The sequence below is a fragment of the Prodigiosinella confusarubida genome (assembly GCF_002847015.1).
Taxonomy (GTDB): Bacteria; Pseudomonadota; Gammaproteobacteria; order Enterobacterales; family Enterobacteriaceae; genus Prodigiosinella; species Prodigiosinella aquatilis.
Genome location: NZ_CP025085.1, coordinates 666907 through 681926, shown reverse-complemented (window position 1 = coordinate 681926; position 15020 = coordinate 666907). Strand labels below are relative to the sequence as shown.

General features: G+C 49.4%; 14 protein-coding genes. 2 read left to right on the top strand and 12 right to left on the bottom strand.

Going from position 1 to position 15020, the window contains the following annotated elements:
- Positions 1-4: 4 nt before the first annotated feature.
- From dppC to dppA, 3 genes are all read right to left on the bottom strand, one after another.
- Positions 5-907: a dipeptide ABC transporter permease DppC gene (dppC, locus tag CWC46_RS03145; RefSeq protein ID WP_021013648.1), complete on the bottom strand. Its 903-nt coding sequence runs from the start codon at positions 905-907 to the stop codon at positions 5-7.
- A 12-nt stretch (positions 908-919) separates the two neighbouring features.
- On the bottom strand, positions 920-1939 hold the full coding sequence (gene dppB / locus CWC46_RS03140) for a dipeptide ABC transporter permease DppB (RefSeq protein WP_021013649.1): 1020 nt from the start codon (positions 1937-1939) through the stop codon (positions 920-922).
- Between the two features lie 208 nt (positions 1940-2147).
- On the bottom strand, positions 2148-3755 hold the full coding sequence (dppA, locus tag CWC46_RS03135; protein WP_021013650.1) for a dipeptide ABC transporter periplasmic-binding protein DppA: 1608 nt from the start codon (positions 3753-3755) through the stop codon (positions 2148-2150).
- A 1277-nt stretch (positions 3756-5032) separates the two neighbouring features.
- Between dppA and CWC46_RS03125 the strand changes: the two genes are divergently transcribed.
- The gene (locus CWC46_RS03125; protein ID WP_037380422.1) at positions 5033-6376 is read left to right on the top strand and encodes a 2-hydroxycarboxylate transporter family protein; all 1344 of its coding nucleotides are present in this window, start codon (positions 5033-5035) and stop codon (positions 6374-6376) included.
- Between the two features lie 264 nt (positions 6377-6640).
- Here the strand turns inward: CWC46_RS03125 and gutQ are convergent, their stop codons facing one another.
- From gutQ to srlA, 7 genes are all read right to left on the bottom strand, one after another.
- The gene (gene gutQ, locus CWC46_RS03120) at positions 6641-7606 is read right to left on the bottom strand and encodes an arabinose-5-phosphate isomerase GutQ (protein WP_021013652.1); all 966 of its coding nucleotides are present in this window, start codon (positions 7604-7606) and stop codon (positions 6641-6643) included.
- A 2-nt stretch (positions 7607-7608) separates the two neighbouring features.
- The gene (gene srlR / locus CWC46_RS03115; protein WP_037380966.1) at positions 7609-8373 is read right to left on the bottom strand and encodes a glucitol operon DNA-binding transcriptional repressor SrlR; all 765 of its coding nucleotides are present in this window, start codon (positions 8371-8373) and stop codon (positions 7609-7611) included.
- A gap of 100 nt (positions 8374-8473) precedes the next feature.
- The gene (gene gutM / locus CWC46_RS03110; protein ID WP_021013654.1) at positions 8474-8839 is read right to left on the bottom strand and encodes a transcriptional regulator GutM; all 366 of its coding nucleotides are present in this window, start codon (positions 8837-8839) and stop codon (positions 8474-8476) included.
- 53 nt (positions 8840-8892) lie between these two features.
- On the bottom strand, positions 8893-9672 hold the full coding sequence (gene srlD, locus CWC46_RS03105) for a sorbitol-6-phosphate dehydrogenase (protein WP_021013655.1): 780 nt from the start codon (positions 9670-9672) through the stop codon (positions 8893-8895).
- 22 nt (positions 9673-9694) lie between these two features.
- The gene (srlB, locus tag CWC46_RS03100) at positions 9695-10057 is read right to left on the bottom strand and encodes a PTS glucitol/sorbitol transporter subunit IIA (RefSeq protein WP_021013656.1); all 363 of its coding nucleotides are present in this window, start codon (positions 10055-10057) and stop codon (positions 9695-9697) included.
- 23 nt (positions 10058-10080) lie between these two features.
- A complete protein-coding gene (gene srlE / locus CWC46_RS03095) occupies positions 10081-11082 on the bottom strand; it encodes a PTS glucitol/sorbitol transporter subunit IIB (protein WP_021013657.1) in 1002 nt (333 codons plus the stop codon).
- A 15-nt stretch (positions 11083-11097) separates the two neighbouring features.
- Positions 11098-11646, bottom strand: a complete 549-nt coding sequence (gene srlA / locus CWC46_RS03090) for a PTS glucitol/sorbitol transporter subunit IIC (protein WP_021013658.1) — start codon at positions 11644-11646, stop codon at positions 11098-11100.
- A 191-nt stretch (positions 11647-11837) separates the two neighbouring features.
- On the opposite strand from srlA, the gene fsa reads away from it, so the two are divergent.
- Entirely contained in the window at positions 11838-12500 is a 663-nt protein-coding gene (gene fsa / locus CWC46_RS03085; RefSeq protein WP_021013659.1) for a fructose-6-phosphate aldolase, read from the top strand.
- Positions 12501-12573: 73 nt separating this feature from the next.
- Here fsa and dcuR read toward each other — a convergent pair whose 3' ends face one another.
- Entirely contained in the window at positions 12574-13296 is a 723-nt protein-coding gene (gene dcuR, locus CWC46_RS03080; RefSeq protein ID WP_021013660.1) for a two-component system response regulator DcuR, read from the bottom strand.
- On the bottom strand, positions 13289-14902 hold the full coding sequence (locus CWC46_RS03075) for a sensor histidine kinase (protein ID WP_021013661.1): 1614 nt from the start codon (positions 14900-14902) through the stop codon (positions 13289-13291). The genes dcuR and CWC46_RS03075 overlap by 8 nt, the downstream gene beginning before the upstream one ends.
- Between the last annotated feature and the right edge of the window lie 118 nt (positions 14903-15020).

Sequence of the window (15020 nt, the reverse complement as noted above, 5' to 3'; positions counted from 1 at the left end):
TCTGTTACTGCTTGAGTTTGGGGTCGAGAGCATCACGCAAGCCGTCCCCCATCAGGTTAAATGCCAATACCGTCAGCAAAATTGCCATACCGGGGAATGTCACCACCCACCAGGCGCTCTGCGCAAACTGCAACACATCTGACAGCATGGTACCCCACTCTGGCGTAGGTGGCTGTGCCCCCATACCGAGGAAACCCAACGCAGCCATATCGAGAATGGCGTTGGAAAAACCCATTGATGCCTGCACAATCAGCGGTGCCAGACAGTTAGGGAAAATATTGATGAACATCTGACGCAGGTGTCCGGCACCCGCCACGCGTGAAGCGGTGACGTAGTCGCGGCTCACTTCCACCAATGCCGCAGCACGCGTCAGACGCACGTAATGCGGCAGCGCCACAAACGTCAGCGCTATCGAGGCATTAACGATAGAAGGGCCGAAGATCGCCACCAGTACCAGCGCCAACAACAGACTTGGCAGCGCCAGCATGATGTCGACTACACGCATGATGATAGAATCCACCACGCCGCCAAAGTAGCCAGCCATCAAGCCAAAGATGATGCCAAGAACCAACGACATCACCACCACCATACAGCCCACCAGCAATGACAGCCTGGCGCCATACATCAGACGAGAGAGAATATCGCGGCCCACATCGTCAGTACCCAGAATAAAATGCCAGCTACCACCCTCCTGCCAGGCGGGTGGATTGAGCAACGAATTACGGAACTGTTCCGCTGGCAAATGAGGAGCCAATACGTTAGCGCCCAAGGCAATGGTGAACATCACCAGGATATAAACCAGGCCCACAACGGCCCCTTTATTACGTTTGAAATAGTGCCAAAATTCTTGCAACGGGGTCATCGGCTTGGGTGCACTATTAACTACAGATTCAGTGACTTGTGTCATCTCAGCCTTCCCTTATTTCTTATGCCGGATACGCGGGTTAACCACGCCATATAGCAAGTCCACCAGCAGGTTGACCAGAATAATCATGGTCGCGACCATCAGCACTCCGCCTTGTACCACCGGATAGTCACGACGTTGCAGCGCATCGATCAACCAGCGCCCCAACCCCGGCCAGGAGAAAATGGTTTCGGTCAGAATCGCGCCGGCCAACATCGTACCCACCTGAAGCCCGATCACCGTCACGACTGGCAGCATGGCGTTACGCAGCGCATGCACCACAATCACCCGTAGACGACTTAACCCTTTGGCGCGGGCGGTACGGATATAATCTTCTCCCAACACTTCCAGCATCGACGAACGCGTCATACGCACAATCACCGCCAGAGGAATGGTGCCGAGCACAACCGCCGGCAGAATCATATGCATTACTGCGTCTTTAAAATCACCCGGATCGCCCCAGATAAAGGTATCGATCAACATGAAACCGGTCAGCGGATGAGAGTTGTCCAAAAATAGCGTATCCCCGACACGCCCGGCCACCGGCGTCAGATTAAAATGCACCGAGACCAGCATGATCAGCATAATACCCCACCAGAAAATCGGCATGGAGTAACCGGCCAGGGCAATACTCACGGCAGTATGATCGAAAATAGAGCCGCGTTTCACCGCCGCCAGCACGCCCACCGGGATACCAACAATCACCGCGAAAATCATCGCGCAGACACCCAGTTCCAACGTGGCCTTAAAGCGCGGCACAAACTCGGTCCACACCGGAATGCGACTCTTGAGCGACACACCCAAATCACCATGCAACACGCCATTGATATAGTGAAGGTACTGCTGCCATAACGGCTTATTCAGTCCCATTTCAGCCATTAGCTGTGCATGACGCGCGGGGGAAATACCGTGCTCTCCTGCCATGATCATCACCGGGTCACCGGGGATCATATGCACGAAAGCGAAAGTCAGTAGGGTAATACCAATAAACGTTGGGATAACCAGCCCCAAACGCCGGAGTATGAACTGCAACATATCCCGAACTCTCTATATATAGCTTTCCTGATACCATCAGGCTTAGCATTGCTCACACTGTGCAGACTGCGCACCGCCAACAGCGTCCACGCATTATGGCGAGACACAGACTTATTGGACGTTGAAACCTGCCCCCTGCCATTTCTCTGCAGAAATGACAGGGGCGACAGCGTTGCCATCGCCCATAATGGATTGACTTATTGAATGATTAATCTAATGAAACGTGATTGAAGCTATGTATGCCACGCGGCTCAATAACATAACCTTTCACGTTTTTACGGATCGGTTCATACACGGTGGAGTGGGCCACAATCAGTGCCGGAGCCTGATCGTGCATCACAACCTGAGCCTGCTTGTACAACTCAATACGTTTGGCCTGATCAGACGTGGTACGCGCTGGCTGGATCAAGTCTTCAAACGGCTTGTAACACCATCTGGAATAGTTAGAGCCCTTTTTCGCCGCATCACAGCTGAACAGCGTGGCGAAGAAGTTATCCGGATCCCCGTTATCGCCGGTCCAGCCCATCAGTACAGTCTGGTGCTCACCGTCTTTGGCGCGTTTTAGATACTCACCCCATTCATAGGTTACGATCTTGGCTTTCACACCGATTTTCGCCCAGTCAGCCTGGATCATTTCCGCCATACGACGAGCATTCGGGTTATAGGGACGCTGTACCGGCATCGCCCACAGATCGATAGAGAAACCATTTGGCAGACCAGCTTCTTTCAACAGCTCTTTCGCTTTTGCCGGATCGTAAGAATAATCTTTCACCGCATCGTTATAGCCCCACATGGTCGGTGGAATCAGGTTTTTGGCCGCCTGGCCCGCACCTTGATAAACCGCTTCAATGATAGCCTTCTTATTCACCGCATAAGTCAACGCCTGGCGGACCTTCACGTTATCCAACGGCTTTTTCTCTACGTTGAAAGCCAGGTAACCCACATTCAGGCCCGGTTTTTCCAGCAACGTGATGTCTTTGTCCTTCCTCATACTGGCCAGGTCGGCCGGATTCGGATACGGCATGATCTGGCATTCATCTTTCTGCAACTTGGCGTAACGCACAGACGCATCCGGCGTGATGGAGAAGACCAGGCGGTCAATACCCGGTTTGGTACCCCAGAAACCGGCAAACTTTTTATACAAAATGCGAGAGTCTTTCTGATACTGCACTAACTGGAACGGACCAGTACCGATGGGATCCAGGTCAATTTTTTCCGGCGTACCGGCTTTCATCATATTATTGGCATATTCGGCAGACATAATAGACGCGAAGTCCATCGCCAAATCCGCCAGGAACGGCGCTTCGGCATGGGCCAGCTCAAAACGGACGGTGTAATCATCCACTTTCACTATTTTCTTGATCAGTTGTGGCATCCCCATGCCGTCAAAGTATTCGTAGTTACCGCCAGATACTTTGTGGTAAGGGTTGTTGACGTCCAACTGACGTTCGAAAGAGAACAATACATCGTCAGCATCGAACGTACGGGTAGGCTTGAAAATTTTGCTGCTTTGCCACTTCACGCCTTTACGCAGGTGGAAAGTATAGACTTTGCCATCAGCACTGATGTCCCATTTTTCCGCCAGGCCTGGTTCAATCTCGGTAGTACCCGGTTTGAATGCAATCAGACGGTTGTAGATTGGAACGGAACTGGCGTCAAATGTCGTGCCGGAAGTAAACAACTGTGGATTAAAACCTTCCGGAGAACCTTCTGAGCAATACACCAGTGTTTTTGCTTGTACGCCAGCCGCTACGGACAGCGCCAATAAACCAAGGCCGAATTTCAGTACCCTTGATTTAAAAAGGGATTTAGCCATTACTTGTGCTCCATTGTGGATGTTGTGTGTTAGCAGTCAGACCTATTTTTCTTTATCTCGATAGTCTGTACTTTGTTGCCCGTAGGCATGGTTCGATAACCGGGGGAATAATGTGCAGAATAAGCAGGAAAAACTCCGCTAACCCAACTGAACAACCGTCATTCATTCAGGCAATCCGCTGCTCTTCCTCCTTGTAACGTCACCAATTTGTCAATAGATCATAATAACGTCAATATAACCTGTAATGATTTACAAAAAATACTTATATAAGTCATCAGCAATAAATGAGCGTATCAAGCGCAACAATTAGTCATAAAATCTATAAAAAACAAAAAAAATAACCACAAACACTGCTTATCGCGTTAAAAGCAATAATTATCGCCATTAAAAAAACATAAGATATTCCTTTCAAACGCTGAATAACTGAGCATTTATTTTTGTTAAAAAGGTTAAATTAAAGTTAAAATAATAACAAAACGCACAAAGGGGTGATACTTTCCTATCATCCAGAGACACGATCAAAAACTATCTACGCGACATAAAAAAACTTTATGGCTGACATTATGTGGGTGAATCAAACTGGCCCTCGTTCGGCATGAACGTTCATGGACAGCGTCACATTGAGGCGGGAAACAAAACGGGCGGCAGACGCTCATGCCAACCATCCGTCATGCCATACAGATAAGTAAGTATAGTCAAAAAATCGAATCAATTGCCGGTAACGTTGGCGTCCGGCTCATCCCTGAGGCTCGCCCCGTTGGGGCCGCTGCAAGCGACGTTCAAATCTGCTTTCGGCAGATTTGTCACCCCAATCCTTGATTTGTATAAACGCCTGGAAATTCACTCACCTACCGCCTTCCTGTATCATGAGCCTTATCGGGCATATGCTCAGAGAATATTATTTATATTAATTATTAAAGTTTAATATTTACTTATTATTATTAGACAGCATTGTTAGTTTTCTATTAATGACAGTCACTAACATTAGTTATTTATATCATCATTTTTACGTTAAATAAGTTTAATTACAAAATCAAGATTTAAGTTATTTAAAAACATTCTGCCATCAACTTCACAATTCCTTCACGTGAATCTTTAATACATATTATTTTTAACATTTAACCATGCTAAATTACCTGCAATAGAATAATAGTGCTAAAAAATATACGCCGTTATTTATCCCATTATTATGTGTAAAAACTAAGTAACTTCTCCTACGCGTTTTGAACAATTAATAGAAACGCTCTGTGCCATACCGCTATAACATGGTGAATATAATGAAAAAAACAGAAACTGATGTCATGAGTGAGGATGTTTTTACTCCACTATCACCAATAGGTTTTATGAGCAGTTTAAATAAAACGCAGATTGGTTCTGTTCCCGTCATTCTTTTTCTGGCTATTTCAGCGATTGTTTTTATTGCCGCGTATGCCAGTTATTTACCCAAGAACATGATTGGCGGTTTCGCCGTTATCATGACGTTGGGGTTTTTACTGGCTCATATCGGACGCCTTATTCCAATATTGAGAGATATTGGCGGTCCAGCCATTCTCTGCCTGATGGTTCCTTCTATATTGGTTTATTTTCATATTTTTAAACCTAATACATTAGATACCGTCAAATTACTGATGAAAGAGGCCAATTTCCTTTATTTTGTCATCGCCAGTCTGGTGGTCGGCAGTATTTTGGGCATGAACCGGGTCATTCTGATCCAGGGAATGATCCGTATGTTTGTACCGCTGGTTATCGGCACTGTTACCGCCGTCGCCGCCGGCCTGTTGGTAGGGAAACTGTTCGGCTACAGCTTTTACCACACCTTCTTTTTCATTATCGTCCCTATTATCGGCGGCGGTATTGGTGAAGGCATTCTGCCACTGTCACTGGCTTACTCAGCCATTCTGGGACATACACCAGACGTGTATGTGGCGCAGTTGGCACCCGCCGCAGTGGTGGGCAACATTTTTGCGATTGTTTGTGCTGGCGTGTTATCTCGTCTCGGCACCAAACGTAAAACATTGAGTGGTGAAGGGAAACTGGTTCGAAATAATGAGGATAACGCGATTTTTGCAGTCAGCGAGGCCACAAAACCCGTTGACTTTCATCTGATGGGGGGTGGATTACTGTTGATTTGCACCTTCTTTATCCTCGGTGGACTGTTTGAAAAAGTCTTCCATATCCCCGGCCCGGTGTTGATGATTCTGATTGCCGTATTGTGTAAATACGCCCACCTTATCCCTGACAGCATGGAAACCGGGGCCAACAGTTTTTACAAATTCGTATCCAGCTCACTGGTATGGCCGTTGATGATCGGTCTGGGCATGCTCTATGTGCCACTGGAAAGCGTCGTGGCTGTCTTCTCGGTGGGTTACGTCATCGTGTGTGGTTCAGTGGTGATTTCCATGGCGCTGGTCAGTTTCTTCATCGCGCCTTACCTGAATATGTATCCGGTGGATGCCGCGATCGTCACCAGTTGCCACAGCGGTCTGGGTGGCACGGGCGACGTGGCCATTCTGTCGGCGTCCAATCGTATGTCACTGATGCCGTTCGCCCAGATTGCCACCCGAATCGGTGGTGCTTCCACGGTGATTGGCGCAACGCTGCTGTTAGGCGCAATAATATAAACCATTGCGTCTCTATCGCAGTTAACTAAAAGGCCGCATCGTGTCATGCCAAGGTTGATAACAACGTGCGCATAGCGGCGATAACAGGGAGATCGTAAAGACGCTGTAAATCCATCCCTGTAAGCTTAAGCCGCGCCATCCCTGGCGCGGATGCTTTATTCTCTATCTCCCATTACCGCCGTTCTGATGCCATATATGGGGTTATCAACAGACCGGGCATCATGTCATACCAGGGCCGTTATTATCATTAGAGTGAATAACCACTCAGCTAATACCAGCCTGATGCAAATCATGCAGATTAATTGCCCCCACCAGCCGACCTTCGCTATCAACTACCGGCGCGGCGGAAATATGTTCATGATGCAGCGCATCCAGCGCGGCACTCGCCCGCCACTCCTCGGGGAGTTGGTAACCGGGTCGGGTCATCGCCTGCAGGATAGAGGCATCAAGTGTTTTACCTTTTATCAGCCAGCGACGTAAATCACCGTCGGTGAACACGCCGGCTACACGGTTTTCCGCATCGCAAACTGCAATCAATCCCAGTCCGGTACGGCTGAGTTCCAGCATGGCATCCATCACCGAGCCCTGTAATTCAATTCTGGGCAACCGGTCACCACATCTCATCACGTGATGTACCCGGTTCAATAACCGAGCACCCAGACTTCCCCCCGGATGTGAACGGGCAAACTGTTCCGCACTGAAGCCACGATAACGCATCAAAGCCATAGCCAGTGCATCGCCCATCATCAGCGTATTTACCGCACTGGATGTCGGAGCCAATCCCATCGGGCAGGCTTCGCGAGCGACGCTGACATCAAGCACACAGGCCGCTGCCAACCCTAATGGTGATTCTGCGTTACCGGTCAGCGCGATGACCGGGATCTGACTCTCCGCCAGCAGGGGAAGCAGGATATTCAGTTCCTGCGCCCGGCCGGAATAAGAGATAAAAATCACCACATCCTGCGGGCCAATCATGCCCAGATCACCATGCAATGCTTCAGCCGGGTGAACGAAGAACGCCGGAGTGCCGGTACTGGCCAGAGATGCTGCAATCTTTTTACCGACATGTCCCGATTTACCCATCCCCGATACCACTACCTTTCCCTGACATTCCAGCAACAGGTTACAGGCATGGATCGTGCGCTCATCCAATCGCGCCAACATACGCTGAGCTTCAGCAATTTCTATTTCCAGCGTTTCCCGGGCAAACGCCAGTAAACGGCCACTCATCATCACTCTCCCACCAGAATCACATTGATTCCCTTCGCCCTCAATGTGTCGAGGTATTCCGGGCTAATGCCGCTGTCGGTAATCAAAATATCCACTGCACTCAGCTCACAGACGACATTCGGACTTTTACGGCCGAATTTGGACGAGTCCACCAGAAGAATCCGTTGCTGGGCGGCGCGGCACATCGCCTGACTGACCGCATGAAGCTCATTGAATGTCGTTACACCGGCATTGATATCAACGCCATCCGCACCGATAAACAGTTTGTCAAAGTTGAAATGGGAAAAAGCGGCTTCCGCCAGACTGCCGTGAAAAGACGCGGACGTTTTACGGTACGTTCCTCCCGGCATCAGAATGGTTTGATCATTATCCAGCTCAACCAATTCATTCACGATGCTCAGGCTGTTAGTCATCACGGTGATATTATTGAATTGTGTCAGCCAGGGCACCATTTGCAGCACTGTACTGCCCGCATCAAAAATCAGCGAGTCGCCGTCATTAATCAGTTGCACGGCGGCATAAGCAATCTGTTTTTTCTTGGCGGTATTGATGTGGGTTTTACGATCAATCGGCTGATCGCCTTCTTCACGGCTGAGTACCACACCGCCATAAGTGCGGATTACGGCGCCCTCGTCTTCCAGAATAGTCAAATCCTTTCGGATAGTCGTACCGGTCGTGGCAAACTGACTGGATAAGTCTTCCACCGAGGCTTTACCGTTTGCTTGCAGATATTCCAGGATCTCTGCCTGACGCTGCTTAGGTTTCATAACGATTTTATCCCAACATGCTATTTCCATCACTTCCTTTACAAGATAAGACAAGTAAAACGCCACCAAATGAAAGAAAGTTTCTTTTAAAATGAAAATATCATGTTTTCGGTTTAATCGCTAATGAAAGCGCAGTCTGACATGCTGGTTCCTCTGGAAAGATCACATTTGGCACCAATTGATTTCTTGGTAGACCAATTAATGCCGTCATGTGGCGCGGACGAGCAAACACTGTCAATCCACGCATGATAAAACCATCACAGACCCGGTCATGTTCATCAAACGCCAGCGCCATGACCACTCTGGCTTTAAAGCGTCCGGCTGAACGCCCGACACCGACCGTAACACACTGACGGCACAGGGTTTCAAACGCCTGATTGAAACGGCGTAGTTGCCACCAGCCCAGAATAATCTGCAAAAGCCAGGCACAGATGGCGCACATAATCAATAAAGATGCCGAACTCATAGAACCCTCCCGGGGCATAACCCTCGGCACCAGGCCGAGGGGGAAAACACACATCAGAACATCACCTGTCCTCCAGTGATATTAATCGACTGCCCGGTACAGTAAGAGGCTTTGTCACTGGCATAATAAAGCAAAGTATTAAGAACATCCTGATAATCACAGCCACGTTTCAGTGGAACCTTGTCGGTATAATACTTTTCGACCTCATCCGGCCGAATGCCCAGCTTTTTGGCGTATTGTGGCAATAGTGACTGAAACATGGGCGATTTCAACAGGTTTCCCAGCATCAGCGAATGCACGGTAATACCAAACTCGGCCAGATCCAGTGCCAGTGATTGCGTCAACCCGACGCCACCGAATTTGGCCGCACTGTAACCGGAATTATGCTTGCTGCCCACCTTACCGGATTTAGAGTTAATCTGAATAATACGCCCGGCAATACCATCACGAATCATCAGTTTGGAAAACTCACGAGCACACAGAAAATACCCCACCAGATTGACCTGCAAAGACAAATCAAAATCATCAAGCTGGAACTGCGTGATAGGGGCGGCTTTGGCTATCCCGGCACTGTACACCAGCAGATTGACCTGGCCAAACCGGGTATCAACCTCTTGCGCCAGTTTTTCAACCTGTGTTTCCTCTGTTGCATCGGTACCAAAACCATAGGCGTTCCCTTCGCCATAACGGGCATTAATCCCTTGTGCAATCTGCTCGGCATGCTGCGCATCCAAATCGGCAACCGCCACGCGATAACCGGCTTCAGCCAGACCTTCACACAGGAACGCACCGAGAGTTTGCCCACCACCGATGACCACCGCAACCTGTTTCATATGCTTCTCCCTTATCTAAAATTCAGCCCAAAATTATTAAATTACTACCAACCGTGATATCCGTTGGTGTCGTGCCGGCAACGTGTATAGAGCCGGGAAATTCCGCCTGCGTAGCGCCATCAAAACGGATCGTGATATGGCCCAGCTCACGGAGATTCTGTGCCGCGACATCACCCACCGCCGTAATGGGATACACAGTGTCAGCCAGCACAAGCTGGCCGCCAGCGCGCAACTCCCCCCGCGTGTCACCATGCCGATGCAGAAAACAGAATGCCTCGATATCTTCCGGAGCCCCTTCGCGAAAGGTAATCATCATGTTTTCAACCAGCGATTCCCGGGCGTTGTCACCCACGCGTGTAAATATCGTTTGGTAAATAGTATTCATACGTACCTCTTAACCGAATGAAATCACTGGTAAATCAAACTGGAAACTGCCCAGGCCAGCAGCACTGTCGGCGCACCGGTAAGAAAACGGCCGACCAGCACGGATGGAACACCCACACGAACCGTGTCCTGCTTGGCTTCAGCCAGCGACAACCCCACCGGGATAAAGTCGCAGGCCGCCTGGGAATTGATGGCAAACAGTGCTGGCAGCGCCAGGTGAGGTGGAATATTCCCCAGACCAATCTGCACCCCGACCAGTACGCCGATAACCTGCGCGATAACCGCGCCGGGGCCAAGAAAAGGCGAGAGCAGTGGAAACGAGCAGATCAGAGCCAGCGTCACCAGCCCAATCGGGCTGTTCGCCAGCGGCGTCAGCCCATGTGCAATAAGGTCCCCCAGCCCAGAGGCGATGATGATGCCAATCAGCGCGGAAACAAATGCCATGAAAGGCAGAATGGTTTTCAGTACCGTATCAATGGTGTCGCGGCCCGCCTGAAAGAACACCGCTACGACCGACCCCATTCCCATACCGATTTTCGCCAACAGCCCATCGCTTTGTTCAGTGATCTTCTTGCTACTGTCATAATCGCGACCGCTGTTCACGGCATCGTTCTCCGCGGGCATAGTCACAGTAGCGCTGGCGGTCTTTTCTGTTTCCGCTTCCACTAACTGGATATTTTTTTCACGCACACCCGAGACATAAATGTCTTCCAGTATAAATTTCGCCAGTGGACCGGACTGACCGGTAGAATGAATATTCACGGTCGGAATACGACGTTTGGGGTAAATACCGCAGCGCAGCGTGCCACCACAGTCAATGACCGCGACGCCTATCTCTTCGGCGGGCGGTTCACCGTCTTTAAAACCGTCCACCGCCGGCCATCCGGTTAACTCGCTCAGGCGATTGACGATGGCCGGACGCGTTCCTGCCGTGATATAGACAATTTTCTTCCCCGGTACGGCTTCAATCAGTAAAGGTCCGCCCCAGCCACTTTCGCCTTTTTCAATCCGGATAATGCTGCTCATTGAAAGTTCCTCCGCTTAGAGCTGAACCTGACGGTCAAGCTGGATGTGCATTTTGCGTTCGAAAACAGAGGTGGTCAGGTCAGTGACCCATCCACGGAAAAAGTTGGTGAACATCCCGACCAGCAGATAACTCACCGCCAGCGGGCCTAATGGCAGCCCCAGGGTGGTCAGACCGTTGGCTATACCCAGATAGACGAACAGTTCACCGGGGTTGATATGGGGAAACAAACCATTCATCGAGTGACAGCTGTAAGAGGCCGCCGCATAGTAACTGGGCTTGTATTTCTCTGGCATGAAACGGCCCAGGCTCAACGTCATCGGATTACAAAATACAAATGTGCCGATAACCGGCAGCAGCAGGTAGCGGGAAATCGGGTTCCCGGCACAACGCTGAGCCAATCGCTCAATTCGCGACTGACCGACGAAAGTAATAAGGGCGTTCATGATGACTAACAGACTGATCAGTAAAGGCAATATGCCAGTAACCATACCGACAAAGACGTCACCACCTTTCTGAAACAGGCCGATGAACCACTCAGCCCCATGGGTGATAATTTCTATCATTATGTTCTCCTGTTTCCACTGGTGTTTAAAAAAGCGGCTAAATAAAGCAACTTATTTTTAAAGTGATTATAAAGATATAGATAAAATCTTTCCTTTTATTTTAAATTGATCACACTTTGAAAGTTATTTATTTCAAAATAAAATAAAAATGATAGATTTATATTGATAACAACATGTTGAGGATAATTGAAATGAAAATTTATCTTGATACCGCCGACATCCCCGCCATCGTCCGGCTAGCCCGCGTGCTCCCGCTGGCGGGGGTCACCACCAATCCCAGTATTGTTGCAGCCGCTGGCAAGCCTATTCGCACGCTGCTGCCCGCGTTGCATGACGCCTTGGATAATAAAGGACAACTGTTTGCTCAGGTCATAGCCAGTACCGCGGAAGATATGGTCAAAGAGGCCCGCGTACTTCGGCAATGCATCAGCGATCTGGTTATCAAGGTTCCCGTTACGACGGAAGGACTAGCGGCCATCAAACGACTACACAGTGAAGGCATTCCCACGTTGGGAACCGCAGTTTATGGTGCGGGACAAGGCCTACTTTCTGCGCTGGCTGGCGCGCAATTTGTGGCGCCTTACGTTAATCGGCTAGATGCACAGGGAGGAGATGGGATTCAAATGGTGCAGGAATTACAACAACTGCTGACGCTGCATGCCCCGCAGTCCATAGTGCTGGCAGCCAGTTTCAAAACCCCCCGACAAGCGTTGAATTGCATGCTGGCAGGCTGTCAGGCCATCACCCTGCCCGTCGACGTCGCTGAGCAGTTCATCACGACACCCGCCGTGCAGGCAGCAATAGAAAAATTTAATCAGGACTGGCACTCCGCCTTTGGCACCATGACGCTCTGACAACACACTGGCGGATAAAATATCCAAACCGGTATCTGTCTGTCAGACATCGTCCAGTGATAAACACCGAACACTATTCACAATACTGGTGCAGAGTGTCCTGTTTCTCAGGCAGCAGGCGATAAAGATAAACCGGCCGACCGGTAGAACCGTACTGAATATTGGTATCAAGAATTCCGGTATCCGCAAGGTATATCAGATACTTGCGGCATGACACGCGAGAAATACCTATCGCGTTGGCTAGCATTTCTGTGGAAAACTCCGCCCCCTGATTCCCTTCAATCCATTCACAGACAGTACGCAGTGTCAGGCTGGTCAACCCTTTTGGCAGTTTCTTTCGGTCTACAACCGGGCTGCCACTGGTACGACGGATCAGATTGTCGATATCCGACTGCGCGACAAAATCCCGGTGTTTGAGCAAACTGGATTCTTCACGATATGCCACCAATGCCTGCTCAAAGCGAGCAAACTGGAACGGTTTGATCAGGTAATCCACTACCCCATAATGCAACGCTTTCTTGATGGTATAGACATCGCTGGCGGAAGAAATGATGATAACGTCAGTATGCTCGCTGAATTCCCGGATAGTCGGCAACAGATCCAGCCCGTTATCCTGTTGCATGTATATATCCAGCAGCACCAGATCAATTTCACAATCCGGTTGCATCAACAAGTTTCTGGCCTGCTGCAGCGTAGGGACTGTTGCATAACAGCTAAACCCGGAAACCTGATTCAGATAACACTTATTCAACTCCGCCACCATGGCATCGTCGTCGACAATCAGTACATTAATCATGGTCAAACTGCCTTGCTTGATAAGGAATATTGACGAAAAACTGGGTATACACATCGGGTTCCGACTCAAAATCGATCGTACCGCCAATCTTCTCCAGACTCTGTTTAGTCAGATACAGGCCAATGCCGCGTCCGCAGCCTTTGGTAGAGAACCCTTCCTGATAAATCCTGGTTTGCACCTCCAGCGGAATCCCCGGACCATCATCACCCACAATACAATGCAGAAACCCGGACTGATGATGAAATGTGATACTGATTTCCCTGTTTTCCAGCCCGGATATGGCATCCATCGCATTCTCGATAAGATTACCCAGCACCGTAATCAACTCATTAGTAGCTTCAGTGTCATCAGTTTCCGGTAACAGGCTGTCTTCGCTAATCGACAGTGTAATCTCCAGGTCGCGCGCCCGATTGATCTTACCCAACAGGAACCCGGCAATCACCGGTGATTTCACCTTACGGATAATCGATCCGATTTCCGCCTGATAATTATTCGCTGTTTTTAAAATATAATCTTCCAGCTGAGAGTAGTATTTCAAATGCAGCATGCCCAGAATAACATGCAGCTTATTCATGAATTCATGAGATTGCGCCCGCAAGGCATCCGCGTAATAAGACATACCGGTCAGACGCTGTAATAACTGGCTGATCTCGGTTTTATCACGGAAAGTGGCAATGGCTCCGATGATGTCGTCTTTCACCACCACCGGCACCGTATTGGTCAGCAACAGGTTGCCATTAAAGTTGATCTCTTCATCCTGGTGGGGCGAACCTGTCTCCACCACAGTTTCCAGATTCATCAGCGCGGGCCATTGGCTGATGGTACTGCCGATAGACAGACTCTCTGATGAACCATGCTGACTGAACAAGCGCTTGGCCTCATCATTGATGATGGTGATACGCAAATCGGTATCCACCGCAATAACGCCCTCTTTAATCTGTTTGAGCATGGCATTGCGTTGCTCAAACAGATTGGAAATTTCAAACGGTTCAAAACCAAGCATGATGCTTTTCAGGGCTTTTACCAAAAAATAGGTCCCCAACAATCCTACTAACGCGCCAAACAAGATGGTCCAGGGGATAATCCAGCGATTTTCGTTAATCACCGACTGCACGCTGGTCAGTGAGATACCCACCACCACCACACCGATCTGCTTACCGTTTTCATCAAATACCGGGGTGAATACCCGCAACGCCGGATCAAGCACCCCTCGGTTCACTGCCGTATTTTCCAGCCCCAATAAAGCAGGATAGAGATCGTCACCGATAAAATGGCGACCAATCAGGTCTGGTTCGGGGTGCGAATGACGAATCCCGCGCATATCCGTCACGATAACGAACAGTAAATGGTTACGACGCTTAACATTTTCAGAAAAACGCTGGACGGCATAAAGATCGCCGATACCTTTCAAATCATTAATCACCACCGGCGAATTCGCGACTGTGCGAGCAATGGAGAACGCTTTGTCTTTCAGGTGAGTCTCCGTTAACTCGCTGATCCGGAAGAACAACAAGGCATACACCACCAACAGCACAGAACCAATGACGGCCGACACCATGAGAATCACGGATGTTCCCAGCTTCAGCGGTGTCTTTTTCTTACTCATGTCGCACTCCGGAATAAGTATCTTCACCCCGCCATCTTAACCTGTTTCTAACTGTTTCGCGTATCCGGATAACACACCGTGTCATATGCCAGGTGTTCTTTCCACTCGGTATTAAAAC

Excerpts from the sequence above, each read along its gene's own strand:
- dppC (WP_021013648.1), bottom strand. The coding sequence starts at position 907 with ATGACACAAGTCACTGAATCTGTAGTTAATAGTGCACCCAAGCCGATG.
- dppB (WP_021013649.1), bottom strand. The coding sequence starts at position 1,939 with ATGTTGCAGTTCATACTCCGGCGTTTGGGGCTGGTTATCCCAACGTTT.
- dppA (WP_021013650.1), bottom strand. The coding sequence starts at position 3,755 with ATGGCTAAATCCCTTTTTAAATCAAGGGTACTGAAATTCGGCCTTGGT.
- CWC46_RS03125 (WP_037380422.1), top strand. The coding sequence starts at position 5,033 with ATGAAAAAAACAGAAACTGATGTCATGAGTGAGGATGTTTTTACTCCA.
- gutQ (WP_021013652.1), bottom strand. The coding sequence starts at position 7,606 with ATGAGTGGCCGTTTACTGGCGTTTGCCCGGGAAACGCTGGAAATAGAA.
- srlR (WP_037380966.1), bottom strand. The coding sequence starts at position 8,373 with ATGAAACCTAAGCAGCGTCAGGCAGAGATCCTGGAATATCTGCAAGCA.
- gutM (WP_021013654.1), bottom strand. The coding sequence starts at position 8,839 with ATGAGTTCGGCATCTTTATTGATTATGTGCGCCATCTGTGCCTGGCTT.
- srlD (WP_021013655.1), bottom strand. The coding sequence starts at position 9,672 with ATGAAACAGGTTGCGGTGGTCATCGGTGGTGGGCAAACTCTCGGTGCG.
- srlB (WP_021013656.1), bottom strand. The coding sequence starts at position 10,057 with ATGAATACTATTTACCAAACGATATTTACACGCGTGGGTGACAACGCC.
- srlE (WP_021013657.1), bottom strand. The coding sequence starts at position 11,082 with ATGAGCAGCATTATCCGGATTGAAAAAGGCGAAAGTGGCTGGGGCGGA.
- srlA (WP_021013658.1), bottom strand. The coding sequence starts at position 11,646 with ATGATAGAAATTATCACCCATGGGGCTGAGTGGTTCATCGGCCTGTTT.
- fsa (WP_021013659.1), top strand. The coding sequence starts at position 11,838 with ATGAAAATTTATCTTGATACCGCCGACATCCCCGCCATCGTCCGGCTA.
- dcuR (WP_021013660.1), bottom strand. The coding sequence starts at position 13,296 with ATGATTAATGTACTGATTGTCGACGACGATGCCATGGTGGCGGAGTTG.
- CWC46_RS03075 (WP_021013661.1), bottom strand. The coding sequence starts at position 14,902 with ATGAGTAAGAAAAAGACACCGCTGAAGCTGGGAACATCCGTGATTCTC.